This window comes from Dictyobacter formicarum (assembly GCF_016587435.1).
In genome coordinates, this window is sequence record NZ_BNJJ01000023.1 from 116,356 (window position 1) to 134,742 (window position 18,387).

General features: G+C 51.9%; 16 protein-coding genes. 8 read left to right on the plus strand and 8 right to left on the minus strand.

Going from position 1 to position 18,387, the window contains the following annotated elements; all coding sequences use genetic code 11:
- Nucleotides 1–283: 283 nt before the first annotated feature.
- Genes JMI88_RS31185 through JMI88_RS31195 form a run of 3 tightly spaced genes read left to right on the plus strand, consistent with a single transcriptional unit; the run spans nt 284 to nt 1,692 of the window.
- Complete coding sequence (locus JMI88_RS31185) at nt 284–685, plus strand: NUDIX hydrolase (protein WP_201365952.1); 402 nt, start codon at nt 284–286, stop codon at nt 683–685.
- A gap of 4 nt (nt 686–689) precedes the next feature.
- Complete coding sequence (locus JMI88_RS31190) at nt 690–1,046, plus strand: hypothetical protein (protein ID WP_201365953.1); 357 nt, start codon at nt 690–692, stop codon at nt 1,044–1,046.
- A complete protein-coding gene (locus JMI88_RS31195) occupies nt 1,036–1,692 on the plus strand; it encodes an MEDS domain-containing protein (protein WP_201365954.1) in 657 nt (218 codons plus the stop codon). Before JMI88_RS31190 ends, JMI88_RS31195 begins: the two co-directional genes overlap by 11 nt.
- A gap of 776 nt (nt 1,693–2,468) precedes the next feature.
- Here the strand turns inward: JMI88_RS31195 and JMI88_RS31200 are convergent.
- The 3 genes from JMI88_RS31200 to coaBC form a co-directional block, all read right to left on the minus strand.
- Complete coding sequence (locus JMI88_RS31200; protein ID WP_201365955.1) at nt 2,469–3,497, minus strand: AIM24 family protein; 1,029 nt, start codon at nt 3,495–3,497, stop codon at nt 2,469–2,471.
- A gap of 416 nt (nt 3,498–3,913) precedes the next feature.
- The gene (locus JMI88_RS31205; RefSeq protein WP_201365956.1) at nt 3,914–4,246 is read right to left on the minus strand and encodes a hypothetical protein; all 333 of its coding nucleotides are present in this window, start codon (nt 4,244–4,246) and stop codon (nt 3,914–3,916) included.
- Between the two features lie 91 nt (nt 4,247–4,337).
- Nucleotides 4,338–5,615, minus strand: a complete 1,278-nt coding sequence (gene coaBC / locus JMI88_RS31210) for a bifunctional phosphopantothenoylcysteine decarboxylase/phosphopantothenate--cysteine ligase CoaBC (RefSeq protein ID WP_201365957.1) — start codon at nt 5,613–5,615, stop codon at nt 4,338–4,340.
- Nucleotides 5,616–5,855: 240 nt separating this feature from the next.
- Here coaBC and JMI88_RS31215 point away from each other — a divergent pair, with 240 nt between their 5' ends.
- On the plus strand, nt 5,856–6,149 hold the full coding sequence (locus JMI88_RS31215; protein ID WP_201365958.1) for a hypothetical protein: 294 nt from the start codon (nt 5,856–5,858) through the stop codon (nt 6,147–6,149).
- A gap of 331 nt (nt 6,150–6,480) precedes the next feature.
- Here JMI88_RS31215 and JMI88_RS31220 read toward each other — a convergent pair whose 3' ends face one another.
- The 5 genes from JMI88_RS31220 to JMI88_RS31240 all read right to left on the minus strand — a co-directional run bounded on the left by JMI88_RS31220 (nt 6,481) and on the right by JMI88_RS31240 (nt 14,807).
- Complete coding sequence (locus JMI88_RS31220; protein ID WP_201365959.1) at nt 6,481–9,618, minus strand: FHA domain-containing protein; 3,138 nt, start codon at nt 9,616–9,618, stop codon at nt 6,481–6,483.
- 226 nt (nt 9,619–9,844) lie between these two features.
- Nucleotides 9,845–11,095, minus strand: coding sequence for a DUF4097 family beta strand repeat-containing protein (locus JMI88_RS31225; RefSeq protein WP_201365960.1), 1,251 nt, complete (start codon nt 11,093–11,095; stop codon nt 9,845–9,847).
- Nucleotides 11,076–12,752, minus strand: a complete 1,677-nt coding sequence (locus JMI88_RS31230) for an MFS transporter (RefSeq protein WP_201365961.1) — start codon at nt 12,750–12,752, stop codon at nt 11,076–11,078. Before JMI88_RS31230 ends, JMI88_RS31225 begins: the two co-directional genes overlap by 20 nt.
- Nucleotides 12,753–12,824: 72 nt before the next feature.
- Nucleotides 12,825–13,553 (minus strand): LppX_LprAFG lipoprotein, encoded by a 729-nt coding sequence (locus JMI88_RS31235; RefSeq protein ID WP_201365962.1) that lies wholly within the window; start codon nt 13,551–13,553, stop codon nt 12,825–12,827.
- A gap of 288 nt (nt 13,554–13,841) precedes the next feature.
- Nucleotides 13,842–14,807, minus strand: a complete 966-nt coding sequence (locus JMI88_RS31240; protein ID WP_201365963.1) for a YihY/virulence factor BrkB family protein — start codon at nt 14,805–14,807, stop codon at nt 13,842–13,844.
- Nucleotides 14,808–15,186: 379 nt separating this feature from the next.
- Between JMI88_RS31240 and JMI88_RS31245 the strand changes: the two genes are divergently transcribed.
- Genes JMI88_RS31245 through JMI88_RS31260 form a run of 4 tightly spaced genes read left to right on the plus strand, consistent with a single transcriptional unit; the run spans nt 15,187 to nt 18,233 of the window.
- Nucleotides 15,187–16,107 carry an MBL fold metallo-hydrolase gene (locus JMI88_RS31245; protein WP_201365964.1) on the plus strand — a complete coding sequence of 307 codons (921 nt, stop codon included), beginning with the start codon at nt 15,187–15,189 and terminating at the stop codon, nt 16,105–16,107.
- Between the two features lie 16 nt (nt 16,108–16,123).
- A complete protein-coding gene (locus JMI88_RS31250; protein WP_201365965.1) occupies nt 16,124–16,843 on the plus strand; it encodes a site-2 protease family protein in 720 nt (239 codons plus the stop codon).
- Between the two features lie 5 nt (nt 16,844–16,848).
- Nucleotides 16,849–17,388, plus strand: a complete 540-nt coding sequence (locus tag JMI88_RS31255) for an HD domain-containing protein (RefSeq protein ID WP_201365966.1) — start codon at nt 16,849–16,851, stop codon at nt 17,386–17,388.
- Entirely contained in the window at nt 17,388–18,233 is an 846-nt protein-coding gene (locus tag JMI88_RS31260; protein ID WP_201365967.1) for a segregation and condensation protein A, read from the plus strand. The genes JMI88_RS31255 and JMI88_RS31260 overlap by 1 nt, the downstream gene beginning before the upstream one ends.
- The last annotated feature ends 154 nt before the right edge of the window (nt 18,234–18,387 follow it).

Genomic DNA, 18,387 nt, shown 5'->3' on the forward strand with positions numbered 1-18,387 from the left:
AGAAGGCCGTACATCGCGCTGTAAAGCAGGAGCGGAGGGTGAAAAGGTGGAGCGCTCAAGGTGCATGTATCCTCAACTTCTGTGAACAACACAAACCAGTGCACTCGCGCCGCACTTTGGTGGTAATAGAGAGGGTATACCGCGAGCAATGGAGCGATATAGAACAATGCGGGCCTATTCGGCGGGTGGCGTTGTGTTTCGCCTTGCTTCTCTGCTCTCTCCTGACAGAGACTTCACACAGAACTATAGCGAGTCCAGACGAAATGATGAAGGATTCGATAAGATGGTATCTATGGAAGTAGCGCTGGTGGGGCGTAGTCACGCCGGTATCTGGGCCCTACCTAAAGGGACGCCTCAGCCAGGCGAGACAATCGAGCAGGTCGCAGTGCGCGAGGTGCAGGAAGAAACGGGCTTGCAAGTACAACTGATTGCTTATATTGGTAGCATCTCGTATTCATTTGTACGCGAGCAAGTGCGCTATCATAAACAGGTGCGGCATTTCTTATTGGAAGCAGTTGGCGGTGATACCGCTTTACATGATCAAGAATACGATCTTGTACAGTGGTTCCCTTTATATGAAGCCAGTCGCCGCCTGACATATCAGAACGAAGTGCACATTTTATACCAGGCCGAAGAAATGCTACAGCGCTGGTTGCAATATCGGCAGCAGGAAGGGCAAAAGTAGCAATATGCAAGAACACCAGCCCCGCTTTAAACTTGCGCGACGTATACTCTTCCCCTACACTGGTGAAGAGCCTTTGACTCGTGCACAGGAAGTGAGGGTCATTGTCTCATGGGCTACCATTTTTCCGGTTGCCCTCCTGGTTGGCACACTGCCGATCGTGGCTTTATTCAGTAGCAATGCATCTGTGCAGCAAATATTGCTAATCCTCCTTCTCGTATTTGTTGGAGGTGTCATCATTTTTGGCCTGATGGCCTGGTTTGTGGTCTTAATGATTAATCGCTCGGCCCGCTTATTCCGGCAACACAGAGCACAAAAATCTGCAAGGACCAGCGATTTCAGCGGAGGTAGGTATGGATCTTAGCGTTGAAGGTAAATCAGAGCGTATCCCCCCTGGCTCGCATATCTGCCAGCTCTATAGTAAAGTAGTAGAAATTCCTAGCGTGACTGCGCGCCTGTTGCGCGTTGGTCTGGCATTGAAAGAAAAATGTCTCTTTGCGGCCGCCCCGGCGCAGGTGCAAGAGTTACGTGAAGAGTTAGAGAAACTACAAGTTGATGTAGATGAGTTAATCGAGTCTGGTCAACTTGTTTTGTGTGAAGAGCGGGAAACGTTCCTGGCTAATGGGAAGCGCTTTGATCCATATTTCTTGCTTTCTTCGCATCAGACTTTTATTGCTCAGGCTCTGCGTGAGGGCTGGCAGGCTGTGCGTATATCCATGGATATGACCTGGCTGGCTAAAGATATCGCGACTCCAGAACAGATTCTTAAATATGAAGCAGCTTCAGATGCTGTATTTACTTTCCAGAATGCTCCTATTATTGCTTTAATGCATTATGATCATAGTAAATTGCTGCCCAGTCTGGTAGTGGAGATGCTGAAGTTGCATCCTATCTCAGTGGTGGGTAAATATATCAAGCGCAATCCTTATTATCTCAATTCAGAGCAATATATGTTGAAGATTTTGCGTATCAATAAGGATAAGGGGGCGCATAGTAATCCCTCTGTCTGAGGGATTACTATGTGCATGAGCTGGCTGGTGGGTTTGAGCGCCCCCGTACGGGCGGGTGCATACGCACCCGCGCCGTTTTTTTATGTGCTGGTTCGTTCATCCAGGGCGCTCGGCGCCCTGGATGAACGAACCAGCACATGTTTTTTAAGAATGTGTCTGAAGGCTATATGGTACGTGCCTTCGGCTCTTCACACTACGCGCCTTCGGAGCTCACCAGAGTTTTTTTATGTTGGTGCAAAAAACGTGCATCGCGCATTTTTTGCACCAACATAAAAAAGAGCCTGGGGGACGTCAGCGCCCTTACAGGTATAGGTTTTTTGGATTCGCGCCAGGCAAGCGGGGATGCAAGGGGCGGTCAGCCCCTTGACTGGGGGTTTGGCGAGCATGCCGGGGGCATGATCAAGCTGTGCCCCCAACTCCTCCTCTCCTCGTGCCGCCCGCATGATCTTTAACAAATAAAGCAGGTATAAAGCGGGGAGGTGCAGGAGGGCCGGCGAGGCCCTCCTGCCGGGGTTCGGGGTGTCCCCGACCACTCCTCCCCCTCCTCCCGCCGAAGGCGGGAATGCAAGAGGTATTTTTATACCGTATTAAAAAGTAAAAGATCATCAGGGCGGCATCAAGGGGCCTCAGGGGCGTAGCCCTGAAAAACCTATACCTGTAAGGCGTCAGCGCCCCCAGGTTGGCGTGTCTGACAACCATCCCCATGGATGGTTGTCAGACACGCTCGCTTTACTTTTTGAGCGCCGAAGGAGCGAATAGGCACAGGATGTGCCGGGCTAGTTGTCGAAGAAGTTGCCCATGAAGTTGCTCTGGCCACCGGCCTGAGGCGATCCTTCTGTGGTGGGTGGATGGTAGGTCATGGATTGAATGCCGACACGGCCGGGGCCGATAAAGCGGTTAAGGGTGAAGGATGCTCCTGCCATGAGTCCTCCAATTGCTCCCAGTATGCCTCCACCTCGCTGCGAGCCTGCCACAGTCGTCATTTGCATTTGTACTGATGGGTCTTTCCAGAGCCAGGCACCCGGTTCTACATCGATCGCTTCGCCCGGGGCGAGCATTTTTTCAAATACGTTGCCATAACCATGGAGTAGCACCATACCTTCACCATTCACAGCTGTGAACTGGTCAATAAAGAGGCCGGTGCGGCTGAAGAGAATATTGGCTGCTCCCTGGACGAAGGTGAAGTTGTAATCAACGTTGCCGGTTGCGACCAGGAACTGATGCTCGCGCACCTCGACCGTTTGTCCATGCTGGAGGCGTAGCGCGACTATCTGGCCCACAGAGTCGCGTGAGAACGAGATGTTGCCCGGCCCCTGGGCTTCGCTGATAAAGACCTGCAGTCCAGCAAAGAAACGCCGTGCCGCGCCCCTGAGCGATTTAAAACCGATCTGGACACCAGGATGTTTCCAGAGCAAGATATGATGTTCAAAGTAGACTGATAACTGATTGCCAAGCATAATGTCAACGACCGGGACCAGCTCGCCATCGATACTTATGGTCATGTCTGCGATGCGCAATGGACCCTTGGGGTTATGCAATTCAGCTTTGGGAACCGAGTTACCGAACATGCTGTTCGTATATTCTTCAAACTGATTTGGCGGTGTGTACGCGCCTTGAGGAGCGTTCCCATAAGCTCCCGGTTGAGATGGTGGGTTATTATAAGGACCAGGTTGAGAGGGCGGGTTGTTGTAGGGGCCAGGCTGAGAGGGTCCTTGAGGCGCCGGGCCTCCATTAATAGGTGTACCACACGACCCACAGAATTTTACACCATCAGCAATCGGATTGTGGCAGCGAGGGCAGGTCATTGAATCCTCCTTATGATAGACCATTCAAGGTAATGGAGAAATGTCTGGCAGAGATATCCTGCTGTTTATCAATGTTGCCTGGATATACTCTCATTTTGATAATAGCAGCGTTTGTGTGAAGATACAAGGGGGTCTGTGGTAGCGTGAGGGCGCGCATGCGCGCCCTCACGCTTACCCGTTGAAAAAAATTCAGGTGTTGCGCGCTCTTACGCTATACGCCTGAAGCGCTTAAAAAAAGTATTTATAGTATTGCAAAAAGTGCGCTCAGCGCACTTTTTGCAATACTATAAATACTAAGATTGGAGGCGTTGCGCCCCCAGGATAGCTATTGGCGTGAGCGCAGGCTTAGAGAACGAAGCTATCGGCCAGTGGACTGCGCGTGCTATTGTTACTATCGCGTTTATCACCGTTCAGGTTCACTTGAGGCTGACCATTGGTCTGGCGGCCACTGTTATTATAGGTGCCACTGCCACCACTCGAAGGGGCATAGCGGGTGGCGTATTTTGCATACCCTGCAAGCTTTGTAGAGCTACCTGAGATGGGCCTGACTGACTGGAGGATCCAGGCTCGGTTGCGAGCTGGATTGTCTTACCCTCAATTACCACAGCAATGCCAATACCACGGCGAAGATCGGCGAGCTGCCTGCGCAACTCACGATTCTCAGCCTCTAATGCGTCCATTAATTTTTTCTGCTCGAGCAGCATCTGCGCGATGCCTTCAAAACCAGCGCTAGCAGCACGATCCATCATGGATTCCTCCTGCGTACTTTCCGTACCCACTAAATCTAGAACAAATTCTCCCATCACAGCGCCACGTCCTCCCAACTTTATTGTGCCTGGCCTAGCCTAACAGTGGCACAATACGATCCCAAATTGCCGCCGCAACGCCAGTTTTGGGCATTACAGGCAAATCTTCCATCGCACCATTTGCATGGAAGATGAGCACCTTATTAGTTTCGGTGCCGAAACCACTATCTGAACGCGAGACATCGTTCGCGACTAGCATGTCCAGTTGTTTCTTTTGTAGCTTTGCCTGGGCATGCTCAATAAGGTGTTCTGTTTCGGCTGCGAAGCCAACGCGTATCAAGCGTCGCTTCAACTGAGGTATGGATATGCCATCGTGTTGTGCTCCGGCATAGCCACCATCAGCGAGTAAACCAGCAAGTTCCGCCAGAATATCTGGATTAGGTACCAGATGAACTGAGAACTCACCCTTTCCGTGTTGCCCCGAAACCTTATTTTCTGTCTTTTTAATTTTTTGTGTTGCAGCCTGAGCTGGGCGAAAATCCGCCACGGCAGCACTCATTATAAGAACATCCGCATCAGTAATAAGGGCATACACGATATCACGCATCTGCAGCGCCGTCTCAACCTGGTGCAATTCCACACCATAAGGTGCGGGCAATGCAACGGGCCCCGATATTAATATAACGTGTGCGCCACGATCTCTTGCTTCAATTGCGAGGTTATAGCCCATTTTTCCTGATGAGCGATTCCCTATGTATCGTACTGGATCGATTGGTTCCTGCGTTCCACCAGCTGTGACGATAACACGGCGACCTGCAAGGTCCCCTTGTCGCCCCAAAACTTGTTGAATGGCTCCAAGTAATGTAGCCGTCTCAGGAAAGCGACCAATGCCGACGGCACCGGAGGCGAGCCTGCCAACTTCTGGCTCTACGATAAAAGCACCTCGCTCTCGTAATGTAGCCAGATTTGCCTGCGTCGCCGGATGAGTATACATATTGGTGTACATCGCAGGTGCCAGGATTAATGGTGCTTTGGTGGCCAGGGCCACGGCTGTCAGCATGCTATCTGTCAAACCGTAAGCCAGTTTGGCAATGGTGTTGGCGGTTGCTGGAACAATTACCAGCAGATCAGCCTCTTCAGCCAATTTTATATGTGTCTCTGCGGCTTCTCCTGAGGCTTCCCAGAGGTCGCTATACACGCGCCGGTGGCTCATGGTTGCGAATGTGAGTGGGCGGACGAATTCTTCCGCGTGCTCTGTCATAATTACATCTACAATCGCACCGGCCTGTTGCAGTTTGCTGACCAGGTCGACAGCTTTGTAGGATGCAATTCCTCCACAGATTCCTACGATAATACGCCTATTGAGTAACATGGCTAGCCTACTTGTTTCTGTTGTTAAACCAGCTATGCTGGGTCATTGCTACAATAGCATATCGAAATGTTTGGCGACAAGGGTGATGCCAAGAAGTACCACTATATATTATCTAATATACGACTCAAGCAATGCTATTTACCATTGCAGAACTGAGAACGTCGTAGATCTATTTATTTCTATTATACGTGGCAATACTTCGGCGAAATATTGGTGCAGCCATCAACGAGCTACCTCATTTTGAGTATTATGCTACTGGCTATTGGCTTCGGAATGGCTTTTACAATGCCCGCCATGACAACGGCCGTTATAGAGTCCGCGCCTGCTAATCGATCAGGTATCGCTTCCGCAGTCCTCAACTCCGGACGGCAAATGGGGAGTGTGCTAGGTGTCGCCATCCTGGGATCACTGGTGGGGCAGAGAATAATCTCAATCCCCGGCATGCATATTTCCATGCTGCTGGCCGGTGCGGCATTTTTATGCGGCTGTCTTCTCGCGCTGATCTTCGTGGACAGGAAGCTAAAGCAAGCTTGATGCGAGAATATGTCTGAACTTCATCGCCAAGGGGAAGTTGGGCGCCCCCGCACGGGCGTCCGCATGCGCGGCCGCACCGTTTTTCAGAGGGAGTGCAGAACCGGTGCGAAGCACCGGTTCTGCACTCCCTCTGAAAGGCCTTATGAGCGCCTGTGGCGCTCTCGTCAGGGGCCGAAGGCGCGAAATCTACTGCTTTTAGACACTTTCTGAGTAGAGCAGGAGAAGGGGGGAAGAGACAAGCAAGGATGGGCGAGGCGGCTAGCCGCCCCACCCATCTTCTTGCCTGTAAAGGGAGGCACCTCATCGATTCGGAGCTTGCCTCCGCTTTGCTCTAGGCTCTTACGTCTTTACGTTTGAGGAACCAGGCGATGATCACGCCCTGGATAAGGATCATGGCGGCGAGGACACCCCAGCTCAGGAAGAGGTGGGCGACAGCTGCGCCATGATTGCTTCCGTTAACGGATGTAAACAGGTTCGAGACGTACGAGAAGCTATCGGTGTTGAGTTTGTCCCCATGGAGACCAACGGTGGTACCCATGGCTGCCATTGACCAGCGTGTAGTGAAGAATGCGCCGGGTATCTGTAAGAACTTAGGGCTGTCTAACGAGAAAATGACGCCGGCAAAGATGACTTGCGGAATAAGTGGTAACGGGACGATACTCATAGCTCGGTCATTGTTAGGTACAATAGCTGAGATGAGCAGACCAGTCATGAGTCCCGCTAGCGACGTCAGGGCCATCGAGACATAGATCTCCAGGAATGGCGGCAGTAAGACGCTGTTCTGGTAAGGCGCGACGAGCCAAACCATGAAGACCAGGATCAGACTCTGCACCAGGCTAAAGGTGCCCAGGACCGCGATCTTGGAGAAGAGGTAAGGCGCTATTCCCAGATTGACCGAGCGTTCACGCCGATAAATGGCCGCTTCCTTAACAATTTCGCGCGATCCGTTAATACAACCAAACATAATGGCGGCAAAGGACATGATGAAGAGAACCTTCTGGGCGTCCGTGCCTGAGCCGGGCAGGATAGAGTGATTCAGGAAATCATCCGGGCTGAGATGCTGCTGTTGGGCCGCCAGTTTACCCTGATCGGTTTTCATGAAGTCGACGACAACCTGGCAGTTATCCGTTTTGTGTGATGTTGGGTCCAACATATTGACGCGGGCTACACAGGTAGCTACCTTGTTACTGTTAAATGCTCCATGACCGGTGAGGCCCAACAAGAGCAAACCAATAATAGGAGCCTGTAAGACAAGGATAGCCAGGTTAACGCGGTCATTCATGATAAGCTCTATATAGCGCATACAGAGCAAAACAAATTGTTTGAATGGATTACCGCGCTTCGGAGGATTGATCGGCGCAGCTGGAGCGTTCCGATGAGCATTGCCGGCAGGTCCCTGCTGGATATTCCCCACCACATAGCGTGCATAGTCTGGCGATTGCCTGAATCTGTTTTCTGCCTCAGCCGGAATATTCGGATTCTCATCCGTGGGTTCGAGGGCACTATAGATCTCAGCGAAATCAGTTTTACCAAAGTAAGCCTTGGCATCATTGGGCGGCCCAAAGTACGCCAGCTTTCCTCCCTGACAGAGAAAGCAGATATAGTCACAGGCATTGATATTGTTAGTCGCGTGCGTAACCAGTACAATGGTATGTCCTTTATCCGCCAGTTTACGCAGCAAGAGCATCATCTTACGATCCAGGCCTGGATCGAGTCCCGAGGTCGGCTCATCCAGGAAGAAGACACTGGGGTTAGCCAGCAGCTCTAGCGCGATCGAAACACGCTTACGTTGTCCACCCGAGAGCTTATTGACCAGCAAGCTGCGGCGATGCTTCATTTCCACATCTTCCAGAACCTCATCGATACGCTCCTGGATCTGCTTTTCCGTGAAGTCCTGTGGCAGACGTAGCCTGGCGGCATAATACAGGGCACGCTCAACGGTCAGCTCACGATGGATAATATCATCCTGCGGAACATAGCCCAGCTGGGTACTAAAGGATGCCAGATTGCGGTAGTAATCCTGCCCATTATAAAGCACAACGCCTTGCTGAGCCGGGCGCAGGCCATTCAAAGCATCCATCAGCGTGGATTTACCGGCGCCAGAGCCGCCAACCAGGGCCACGAATTTACGTGGCGGAATGGCAAAAGAAATGTCGTTAAGCAAAACGACGTGTTTATTGCCCTCTTTTTTTAGGTTCAGCGCATCGATACGAATACCGTAGCTCTCATCCTGTTGCGTGAGTACTGTGCCTGTATATGTAAGCTTAAATGGACCAATGCGAATGATATCGCCCTGGTTGAGCACCTGGTTGCTGGTGCGCTGTGTGTTGACATAGACATGATTCGTACTGCCCTGGTCAATGATGCGATAGCCGCCGCCTGGTAGTTGCTCCAGGCGAGCATGGTGGCTGGAGACCTGTGGATGTTTTAGCACAACCATATTATCCGGTGCGCGACCGAATGTGATCACTGGTGCACCCAATTGAATAGGTTGGAGCTCAGGGACTACATCCTGTATCTGTCCACTACCATCATTGAAGGTCAGAGAAACGAACGTACCATTGGCATCGCTAATACGGAAGACATCGCCGCGCGTCAGAACACGACGAAATTGCTGCTGGCCACCGATATTCTGACCCTGGAAGGTTAATCCATTCAGGGTGTGTCCACGTTTGGGATGGGGATGGATGAGGACCAGCTGGTTGCCTTCACGTACGATTTGAGCATGGAAGCTGGAAACCGTTGGGCGATTGATCACGATCGTATTTGACGGGTCGCGGCCAATGTCAAACACCTGGCGATCAGGAGTCAATGGATAGGTATGTTTTTCCTGATCGGTATTGGTACTGACCTCAAGAGTGGGAATGCTACTGCCCGGCTGTACACTGGCAATGGTGCCCCCCTCAAAAGAACTGCGCTGTGTGGCAGTAGGAATATGTTCATTTATACCATACGCCGACGGGGGCGCATAGTTATTGGCCTGATTCAGCACGGCCGGCCCAAAGTTTGGTGCCTGTTGCTGCACTGGCGGCTGATTGGCTGCCTTGAATGGTAGGTTATTAGCCAGATTAGCATAAGCGGGTGGTACCGCAGGTTGCGCCAGATTAGGTGTTGAACCACGTTCTGTGTTTGGTGGCGTTGGGCGAGCAGCCTCAGCGACCAGAAACAGAAAAGTTGTTCCCTGCCCCAATCCAATCGTATCGCGATCATTCAAAGGAGACTGATTGACCTCCCGTTGATTCAACGTGATTGTATTTTGCGCTGCCGCCTTCTTAATCGACCAGACGCTACCATTCCATATGATCTGGGCATGGTGTCGAGACACTGATGGATCTGAAATAACAATATCATTACCAGGTTCACGCCCCAAATTGGTAATGGGCTTGGTAATATGAAAGGACTTGCCGGCCAGCGAACCGGTCAAGAACTGTAGAGAACCAAGCACGGAAGGATTGTTTACCGCATCCATGAAAACATACCATGGTGTTACTTCTCATTAGAGTGAGAAGGAAGCACCACGGCCCTCCTTTCTGGGTGAGCTTGGGTGATGTACATAGAAAACAAAATGGCATAACAAAGCAAAAAGACAAAATTAGGCCATAGAGATTGATAAGGATTTTTGTTTCCCCACCGCCATCTGTTTTCTATTCACGTGACATTATACTTAGGTCATCCCAAAGTGACAAGCGAGCATTTCAGGATGTCACTTGTTTTGCCTTCTTTATATAAACGTCGCCAGTACTCACATCTAGGACAAGAGTTGCGAGCGATGTAGATCCGGCAGAAGGATTAAGAGGCCCGTGGTAATTTACAGGTCCTCCATTATTTGTAACGGGAATAGGAAAATCACTGTGGATGGCACCAACGTTTGTGTTGGCATCCAGCGTGACATTGGTATTGGCGGGCAGGGTGGCTGTAATGGTGCCGCTCTCATTGCGTAACATATAGCGGGCACTGGCCTGAGCATCGGCGGGCATAAACAAGAAGCCATCGAAGTTCACATTGCCCTGTCCAGTTTCGAGCTGAGAGCCATCCGCCATGATGGCATGGGTGACATTGATATTGCCAGCCACGTTATGGAGTTTAAGAACGCCGCTGATCCCCGCCACCGTGACATCCCCTTTCGTGGCTTCTATATCCACGGCCAGTGAAGGATGATCGGTCGTTTGAATGGCCGCCGCAGGGAGGGTGACCGTGAGATCAACCTGGTTATCCACCGGTTTGGGCAGGGTCACATTGATCAGCAGCACGTTATTAGCGTTTCCAGTCGTGGCGTTGCCGGTGGCGGTTGGAGTCGACTGTAGGTTTGAGCAACTGAGCGCTTTGCTGCTGGCGGTTGGAGGCTGGACCTCGACCGTCACCTGTTTGAAGAGGCTGGCAGCAGCCGTCTCATCGGTTGCCTGTACCGTCTTCAGAGCTGTAACTCTGGTTGTCGTGGCGGTTGGATCAACCCGCAGGTTTACATTACCAATCTTGTCACAGACCTGGATACTGGTGAATGGTCCTGCACCAGTATCTTGCGTAATCGTTTGTTTAAATGGTTTAGTGGAGGGCAGACCTGGCAGACCGCTTAGATGGCCGCCGTTTTGGATTGAATTAATGCCCAGGATGACCAGCAGGGCTAGCACGCCAACAACCAGCAAGACACCGATGATGCAACCTGCTAACAAGGTGGGCCAGACACGTTGTTTGCGCACCGGGGTGATCTGGCGCACACGCCGTGGAGGTTGGCGCCGCGAGCGATCCGGAGGCACAGCGCGATATGGCCGTGAGCGAGGGGCATCTGGATGAGTCCTGCCAGGAACGCGGCGCGGCCGAGGCAGAGGCTCCTCGTAATCCTCATAGCCCTCATAGTCGTCTTCATAGATATAGCGATTCTCCACAAAATTATCCTCATCCTGAGGATGCCAGCCATTGTGGGAACGATTATTTCTTCCTCTGCCCATAGCTGCTGCTTGCCTCGCTTTCCTGTACGTTGGGCTGATCAGTGTGAATATTAGAGAGCGTATCATCTGCATGCAGTCCCGGAAGAGTGCGCGACCGTCTCCCATCTAGAAAGAAGGCTGGAAGGCAGGCCAGCACACAGAGAATGCCAGCAGCCAGAAAAATACTGGTATAGACGGTATGTGCGGCGTCAGTGATATAGCGAAAGTAGAGGGCATTATAGGTCGGACTCAACGCGGGCACGGAGGCTGGCGCCTTAAAAAGAGCGACCAACTTGCGGAAGTGGGCAAGGCCCCAGGATGTCAGGGCTGCCAACCCCAGGATCATCCCGATCATGCGTGAGATCGTCACCACAGACGAGGCCATTCCCAGCTGTTGCTGACCCACTACATTGACTGCTGTCGTACTGAGTGGAGCGATCACCAGTCCCAGGCCGAGTCCGCTGCTCAGCGCGCCAACAGTAATTAAGGTCCAATCGATCGTCAATGGCCAGAGATGCATCAGCCAGAAACCCAACGCAGCAAAGGCCAGTCCCAGTATCGCGGTCCAGCGGCAGGTCAGGCGCTGGCAGAGCCAGCCGCCCAGCAAGGCTCCTACAGGAATCAGAGCCGTCAGATGTAGCAGGGCCCAGCCACTCTGCATCGAATTCTGATCATAGACAGTAAGAAAAAAAATGGGGATATCGACCATGGCAATGATCAGGGCGGCGCCAATCAAGAAACTGGCCAGCGTGGCTGCGCTAAAAGCTGCTTTGCGGAAGAGAGCCAGTTCCAGAACCGGCCACCGGCCGCGCCGGGCTAAGAAGTGTTCCAGTGCTATAAACGCACCCAGCAGCAACAGGGCAGCGACCACCAGGCCATAATTATTTTGTGCTTCTGTACTGCCAGTTAGCTCGGGTGTGGCAGTAAATTGCGTGGCCTCCTGTGCGAGGCCCAGGCTCATGCAGAGCAGGGCCGCACCCAGCACAAGGGAGCCTGGCCAATCGATGCGTCTGCCTGCGGAGAGGGAGTAGCCACTTTGCTGCCGGGATGGTACGAAGAGCAGGATCAGCACGAGGAGCAGGGCGACCAGCGGTAGATTGATATAAAAGATAGCAGGCCAGTTCCATTGCTGAACCACAAACGATCCATAAAGTGGACCCAGCATGCCGCCGGCCTCGGTAACCATGCCGACCAGTCCCAGCACAATGCCACGCCGCGCTACCCCATAGAAGTCTGCCGCCACCGCCATCGCCACTGGTACGACCGCGCCACCGCCAATCGCCTGGATGAAACGCGCCATAACTAACCAGACCAGTCCAGGATAGTTTGTATCGATGCCCAGGGGCTGCAAGAATGTCAATGGTAGCCGCTCGCCCAACTGCGGAGCCAGAGCACACAGCAGTGAGCCCAGCGCAAAAATACCCAGGCAGATAGTTAGAATAAGGCGACGCCCATAGAGGTCTGACACGCGGCCCATCAACGGCATCACAATCACATAGCCGAGTAAATAACCACTGACCACCCAGGCTGCGCGATCCAGCAGCATCGGCGGCAGCTGCAGATCTGTAATGACCTGAGGCAATGCAGTTACCACGACGGTTTGATCCAGGGCTGTCAGAAAAACTGCGGCACAGACAGCGAACAAGGCCAGTGGTGCGGCATACCGTCTGGTAGTCACGGATCGTTTCCTCGCTTTCCTTCTCGTTTACAGTGACGCTGTCATTGCTTGTCCATGTGTTGTGTGCTTGCCCTAAAGCTTCGGCTCCTGGATAGTGACTGCTTCATCGAATTGTGACAGCGTAAAAAGGCGCAATGTCTGGGGTGTGTCACCTTGAATGACAACGCCCTGTATCTGAATCTGATAGGGCAGATAATCGCTTTGACCCACGCAGATATTGGTCGTGACATTGCCATTGGGCGGTGTGTTTCCTCCAGTGATCGCGGCCAGGTAGCGAGTAGACAACCTGCCACTCAGATACCAGCAAGCATGATCATCGACCGAACTGGCGCTGGCATGACCGGGATGTTGCAAGTTTCCCAACATCGCGGGAACACCCGTATGTGCATCGGCAAGGGTGCGCGGATCCAGCAAATCGTTGGTGCGTTTCCAATTGCCAGTAATGGGGTCAGTATAATATTCTCTATCCCCAACGGCCAGGATATGTACCTGGATAGCGGTATTATTCACCACGCCATCGGCCTGAGCCTGAAGTTTCTCCGGGAGCACAATATCCCCATCGGCCTTTGTAACCAGCATAGAATCGCCAGCACCCGAGCCAGGATGCTCGGTGGACAAATGAAAATGATAGGACTTTACCTGCTGAATAGCATGTTGGGCCCGACTAATCAAAGTGTTGGTAGCTGGCGGAGAGGATGTGCCCCCCGTAGTGCCGCATGCGGCCTCAACAAGCAGCATAAGAACGAGCAGGGTCCCGCTGACCAGGAATGGTGGGAACAATGGTCTTCCCTGTTTGCGCATGGATAGAAAAACTCCTCGTGGAATAGGATGTTGCTTATTGAGAGCATTCTGACTATCTATTGTACCATATGGGGAGGCGTTTTCATGCGTGGAGGGGAGATCGGGCGCGAGGTCCGAACTTACGAGGGGACGTTGTCGTGTGCGGAGGGAGAAATCGGGGGCAAGCCCCGAACCTATGGGAGGGTATCGTGTATGGAGGGAGAAATCGGGGGCAAGCCCCGAACCTATGGGAGGGTATCGTGTATGGAGGGAGAAATCGGACGTCCGCGTATGCGGACGTCCGTATGCTTAGCTGCTGTGGCTGGCGCGGGTAACGAAATCGTTGGGTGTTGGTGGAATATTTTCGACAAAGTATGCATTCACGGTGGCGCCAATCAGGGTCACCAACGAAATGATATAGAAGAAAATCAAAAAGATCAGCGCAAAAGCAATCTGGCTAACGATGCCGCTGGCGTATGTCCGCGTGTAGATTGGGAACAGAATAAGTCCGATTTGCAGCACAATGGCGGCAACAATTGAGCCCAGAACACTGGCGCGCAGGCGATTCTTTATCATACCTTTGCGGTTAGGTATAAAGGTATAGATGATCTCGAACAGTACAAATGAGACTAGCAAGCTACTGATAATGCCAGCAATTTTGTTGAGCATGCTGGCACTTGAACTTATCGGTGTATTCTGCAGGATGCTCACCAGTTGCTCTGGTATCATGGATGTCAGCACTAGCAGCGGGGTCAATACCATAAACACCAGCACCATAATGATTGCCAGCATATTTTTCTGTTTGGCTGGGCGTTGTGGAACACGATAGATAATATCAAAGCACGCCTCAAGTAAAGTAAACAGGCGTGAACCAAAGAAGATAGCCGCAATCACGCTAACTACAATCCAGATGCCGGAAGTTTGTGAAAATTTCTGCAGGGCAGAAGCTGTAATTTGCGTAGGGAGGATCTGTGGTGGCATCGTACCCTGTAAATGTTTGATAAACTGATCCCGTGCGTGGCCATTAAGTGAGCCGATGAGGCTACCAACGATCGCCACCAGTAGCATTCCCAATGGGATCACCGAAGTGACCAGGCCGAAGGTCAGAGCTTGCGTTAGATGGAGAGACCAATCATGATAAAATTTCTTAAAGAAATTTTTGGTGTCCTTCGTGCCCTCTTGAATGGTCTGGCTGGCATCAGAAGCCATCTCGCGGGTTTTCTCTTTAGCCGCCTGGTTTGAAGATTGCCCAGGCGCCGGTCGAGTAGAGGCCATTATTATTCCTCCATTGTGTGCCATGCGTAATAATCCATTTAAGGAGTAGCATTGTACATGGCTTGTTAATTGGATCGCCGTAGAAATTTCAAGTATATTGATGTGGTAATTAACTTTGACTTAACAATAATTTCACGGTTGAACTTGTTTAATCGCTTCAAGCTCTCTCTTAAGAAGCAACCTTTTCAATATTTTCGCCACACGTTATAATATGGTGAATTGCAACAATCATAAACGCCGCTTGAGCGTGCATCACTCAGCAGTTATACCATGGCAGTTCAGGGAGACATGCCGGCCTCCCAGGCGCCTGCGCTCATTTAATTGGATAGCATGCATGCCATTGATGACAAACAATAGGTTGCGTAGGAGCAATACATATATGGCCAATGTCGAGGAATCACATTTTCTGATCCGCTTCTGGGGAGTGCGCGGAAGTTATCCAACTCCTGGTCCCCACACGCTGCGCCATGGTGGAAATACATCCTGTGTTGAGATTCAGGCTGGAGGGCATACACTTATTTTTGATGCTGGCAGTGGTATTATCGGCCTGGGGTCAGCACTGATGCAGCAGATCGAGCCGCAAACTGCATGCAATGTGGCTTTATTTATCACCCATGGGCATGGCGATCACCTGATAGGTTTCCCATTTTTCTCGCCACTCTTTGATGCCCGTACCAATCTCCATCTCTTTGGCCCCCAGCTGGCTGGACATAATATTGAAGATCTGATCGTGCCACTGATGTCTCCACCTTATTTTCCGGTAGATGTGCGCCAGTTGCCATCAAGGCGCACATTTCATACTATCGTAGATGAACAATGTATCAGCTGGTCGCAAGGCAAGCCAGATCCAGGGGTAACTCTCAGCACGGAGACCATGTCAGAGAAGTCAGACGAAGAGCCCAGAGTGCTAGCCAGATTTACTACCAGTCACCCATTGAATGGTGCTATTATTTATCGTATAGAGTATAAAGGGCGAGCGGTAGTGTACGCTACAGACGTTGAATGGCGTAATGGGATAGAGCAAAATCTGCTAGATTTCATTGAAGGCGCGGACCTATTGATTCACGATGCGCAATACACAACCTCTGATTATCAGAATGATAAGCAAGGATTTGGCCATAGTACAGTCCTGATGGCGACCGAAGTCGCGCGCCTGGCGCATGCTAAAGAACTGATCCTGTTTCACCATGAACCAACCTATGATGATAATCAATTGGATATGATGGAAGCGGATGCCCGTGCACATTTTGCACGGACGCGTTCCGCCTGCGAAGGTATGGAAATCGACCTGCTAGCTTGAAAGAACGAGTGAGTGAATGATAGACGTAATCTTATCGCTAATGATAATCCTCTCTTTTTTAGGAGCGATTATTCTGCATGAGTGGGCCCATGCCCAGATGGCTTCCTGGCTAGGGGACCATTCGTCGGGTACGCTGGAGCGCAAGAGTTTGAGGCTGGGCCTACACATTGATCCAGTTGGCACATTAATGTGCGTAATCCTCGCCTTTCAATCGTTTTCTGGACTGGGCTGGGGACGCCCGGTCAAGCCAGATCCCTGGAAGATGAAGGTTGGTGCCAACACGGGCGTACTACTGGTTGCTTGCGCGGGTCCAATTTTTAGCCTGATTGTTGGATTGGCCATCGCTGCCCTGATGCGCCTGCTGATTCCGATCACGGACGGCAATATCGCGCTCAACTTTGTGATGAAACTGCTCTCAGTTTTTGCCACCGTCAATGTAAGCCTGGCCATCTTTAACATCATTCCCCTTTATCCACTGGATGGATATCAGATCGTCTACACGCTTCTCCCCAGTAAGCAAGCTGTCCAATTCTCACGCTCGGCTGCTTACGGACCTTTTATTATTTTAATTGTGTTCTTCTTCTTGCCGTTTCTGGCACAATTCTCGGGTTTAGGTGACTTCCCACTGTTCCGCCTGGCCTTTTATATTCAACTGGCCGCTATGATCCTGACCTCATTGGCGGCGGGAATGCCATTGGATGGCTATTATTACTATGGCCACTTGATCTTTCACTAATAGATATGCGAAGTACACCACTGTTTACAACCATACAATATCGTTTGGGGCAGGTACGCCAGCAGCTAGGCTTTGAGTCACCTCTGAGCATGGCTGATTACGCCGAAGTCGAGCGCTGGCTACCAGTCTCAGCCTATGCCCTGTTTCGCACCATGACGGTCGCGGACCAACAGCATAGTCTGCGCGTTTGTCGGGGTCTACAAGAGCGGGGTTGTCAGGAGCGAGATATGCTGGCGGCCGCCTTGCTACATGATGTTGGCAAAGCCGAGGGACGCGTTCCTTTCTGGACGCGCCCAACGATTGTGCTGGGGAAACGCTTGATGCCAGCCCTCTTACAGCGTAGCGTATTGCCTCCCGAGCAGATCGAATATAGTCAGGGTCCCCGATGGCGCCGTTCACTCAGTTATGCCTGGTACCATGCGGAAGTAGGAGCGCTGCTCGCCGCGGCCGCCGGTTTGTCAGAGCGTGCCGTACTCTATATTCGCACCCATCACCAGCCCCACGGTCCCGCAGCAGAGCTACACCAGGTTGACGAGGTATCTTGATGCCAGCAGAACGAATTACCAGTGGACCAGCCGTGCTCATGGCGGAGCAGCAAGAGCGCCAGGACCGCTACGTAGTCCACCTACCAGTTTTTGAAGGTCCCCTTGATCTACTGCTACACCTGATCGAAAAACGGCAAATGGAGATCACCGCCATCTCACTGGTCGAGGTTACCGATCAATACCTGGCTCAGATTCACGCCTGGGAAGCACAAAATGCTCTTCCTCTAGCCAACATGGCGGCTTTCATCTCGATTGCCGCGCGTCTGCTGTTTATTAAATCTCAAAGCCTTCTGCCCCAGGCGCCGCGTGAACAGAGTGCCGCCGAGGGCGATAGCGTTGCCCTGGTAAATGAACTACAGCAGCACCTGGCCGAATACAAGCTAGCCAAAGACATTGCCCGGACCTTGCGGCAGCGCGAAGAGCAGGGTCTGCAGACATATAGCCGGTCAAGCCTGCTGGCTGGGATCGAAGCCCAGCTGGCCTGGACGCCTCCCACCTTAACAGGATTAGAGGCACAGATGCTCGCGCGTTCGTTTCAGAGGCTGCTGGAACTCAAAGGCAAAGAGCCCGCCGCAGGAACAGAACTGTTGCCGGTGTCCCGTGTACGTGTCAGCGAACGCATCAATGAAATCCGCGACCGCCTCACCGAGCAACCGAGCGTTCAGCTCTCAGAGATCCTCGAACACGAAACCTCGCGCCTGGTTATCATCGTCACCTTTATCGCCGTCCTCGAACTCTGGAAATGGGAACGCATCAATATCCAGCAAGACACCCTGATGGGGCCCATTCTTCTCACGCGCGGCTCCCTGTGGTCCGAGGAATGGCTCGAAATGGTTGATGACTAGCCTGCCAGCAGTGCCAGGGACTGGCACTGCTGGCAGGGCTTTCCTCTTGCACCCCTGCTGTTGAGAATTGGAAAGCCGTGGCACGGTTGGCATAAAACTTGACAGTATATGGCTCAAGTTTTATACTGTAAAGGCAATAAAGCTTGTGTATATC

Coding starts and splice junctions, on each gene's coding strand:
- JMI88_RS31260 (WP_201365967.1), top strand. CDS start 17,388: ATGCCAGCAGAACGAATTACCAGTGGACCAGCCGTGCTCATGGCGGAG.
- JMI88_RS31205 (WP_201365956.1), bottom strand. CDS start 4,246: ATGATGGATCGTGCTGCTAGCGCTGGTTTTGAAGGCATCGCGCAGATG.
- JMI88_RS31235 (WP_201365962.1), bottom strand. CDS start 13,553: ATGCGCAAACAGGGAAGACCATTGTTCCCACCATTCCTGGTCAGCGGG.
- JMI88_RS31200 (WP_201365955.1), bottom strand. CDS start 3,497: ATGACCTGCCCTCGCTGCCACAATCCGATTGCTGATGGTGTAAAATTC.
- JMI88_RS31250 (WP_201365965.1), top strand. CDS start 16,124: ATGATAGACGTAATCTTATCGCTAATGATAATCCTCTCTTTTTTAGGA.
- JMI88_RS31255 (WP_201365966.1), top strand. CDS start 16,849: ATGCGAAGTACACCACTGTTTACAACCATACAATATCGTTTGGGGCAG.
- JMI88_RS31195 (WP_201365954.1), top strand. CDS start 1,036: ATGGATCTTAGCGTTGAAGGTAAATCAGAGCGTATCCCCCCTGGCTCG.
- JMI88_RS31245 (WP_201365964.1), top strand. CDS start 15,187: ATGGCCAATGTCGAGGAATCACATTTTCTGATCCGCTTCTGGGGAGTG.
- JMI88_RS31240 (WP_201365963.1), bottom strand. CDS start 14,807: ATGGCCTCTACTCGACCGGCGCCTGGGCAATCTTCAAACCAGGCGGCT.
- JMI88_RS31220 (WP_201365959.1), bottom strand. CDS start 9,618: ATGGATGCGGTAAACAATCCTTCCGTGCTTGGTTCTCTACAGTTCTTG.
- JMI88_RS31190 (WP_201365953.1), top strand. CDS start 690: ATGCAAGAACACCAGCCCCGCTTTAAACTTGCGCGACGTATACTCTTC.
- coaBC (WP_201365957.1), bottom strand. CDS start 5,615: ATGTTACTCAATAGGCGTATTATCGTAGGAATCTGTGGAGGAATTGCA.
- JMI88_RS31185 (WP_201365952.1), top strand. CDS start 284: ATGGTATCTATGGAAGTAGCGCTGGTGGGGCGTAGTCACGCCGGTATC.
- JMI88_RS31225 (WP_201365960.1), bottom strand. CDS start 11,095: ATGGGCAGAGGAAGAAATAATCGTTCCCACAATGGCTGGCATCCTCAG.